The sequence below is a fragment of the Bradyrhizobium sp. 197 genome (assembly GCF_023073375.1).
GTDB lineage: Bacteria > Pseudomonadota > Alphaproteobacteria > Rhizobiales > Xanthobacteraceae > Bradyrhizobium.
In genome coordinates this window covers 1-1515 of sequence record NZ_JADPJJ010000169.1, presented here as the reverse complement: position 1 = coordinate 1515, position 1515 = coordinate 1, and the positions used below count along the sequence as shown (strand labels likewise).

General features: G+C 55.8%; 1 protein-coding gene. It reads left to right on the top strand.

The window, feature by feature from the left end:
* Window positions 1-470 precede the first annotated feature (470 nt).
* The gene (locus IVB27_RS37570; protein WP_247447651.1) at window positions 471-1136 is read left to right on the top strand and encodes a hypothetical protein; all 666 of its coding nucleotides are present in this window, start codon (window positions 471-473) and stop codon (window positions 1134-1136) included.
* Window positions 1137-1515: the final 379 nt, after the last annotated feature.

Here is a 1515-nt window from a genome sequence, read left to right as displayed (position 1 = left end):
TGGTTCGCTGGCACACGTTTATCCGGCGCGATGTACGAAAACAGGCCGCCCTGATCCGTAAACCTGCCGCGCATGATCGTCTCCGCCGATTCGAGATGACGAAGTGAATCATCAAGTCCCCTCCCTGGCGAGGGGGTTTTTCAGCAGACTGCTAGAGGTTCAGTGCACCTCACGCCCGACGACATCACCATTATCGAAAAGTGGCTCAACTAGGTGCCTCGCTGAGAAAGCTACTCAGCGAATATGACACGATCAGGTTAAGGCTGCATCGGAAGAGCAATCCAGAATGGGAGGCCAAGTTCAGCCCTGTAATCGCGAGAAATTCCAGGCTTGCAACGGCGGCGGGTTCTCGAGGATATCAAACGCATTGCAAATATGGGCATGCGCTCACCGACGATAACATCAAAATCGACTCGCGAAACGGTACGCGCGCTTGCGTTACCTGCCGACGCGCCTTCACCGGGGCAGAGGTGACGGAAGAGACAATCAAAACGGTTGAGCGCGGCCTTTTGACAGGCATGAGCTTTACGCAACTCACAACGCCAGTCGACGGCCGCCGATCGACCATCTCGAGCCTGCAAGCGCGAACGCTCAAGTTGACAAGGCCCGATGTGAACGAACGCTGGGCCATGGCGGCAAGAAATCCGGCCACTATTCGAAGCTTCAAGAACGTACAGTCGTCAGCGCCTATGCTCGAACGACAGATCAAGCTTCCATCCGACTTCGTACGCAACAATATCCCGCTCTATGTCTATCAGAACGGAGACTACGAGTGGCTTTACGGCCTCACGCCACGCTACCTCGACCAGGAGAAGCGGCAGGATATCGTCGGGAACCTGGTCATCGAGTTAATGGAGAGACGCGTCGATCGCGCCGGCCTCCCGGCTTGTGCAAAGCGCATGATAGCGGCCTACAACAAAGAAAATCCCATGAAGGCGTACGGCGATATTCGAGCTCCACTGCCTCTCGACGCCCCAGCCTATCTCGACGAACCATGTCGCGCGTCGAGATTGTCTCGGAGGGCCTCTGGGCGTGAGCTGAGAAGATCGAGGTGGAGGCCCGCCGGTTCACGCTGGCGGGCCTTGTTCTCCTTGACAGAACGTTCTCATGCCAATTTGGGCGCTGGCCTGCTTTAACCCTAGTGGCCTAAGTTGATTTTCGGGGTGGCCTGCTTTGGAACGAACCCATCAAATGTTAATTGACGCCCCGAAAATACCCGCAACGGGGCGGCCAATGTGTGAGAAGTGCATCGACCTAGACAAGAAGATTGAACGCTACAAAGCGATGCGGTCCCGGATCACAGACCAGATTGCCCTAGAAGGTATAGGCCAGCTTATTGCCGAGTTGATGGCAAAGAAGGCCCAGCTACACCCGGAGGAAAAAGAGTAAGGCCGCCTCAGTTGGAGTCGGCGGCAAGGGCTCGCATGTTCGACTTCGATCTATTTTCCAAACGCGAATGGGTGGCGATGATTGTCGCTTTCGCGGCTGTAACTGCTCTCACCCTCTACGGGTTTT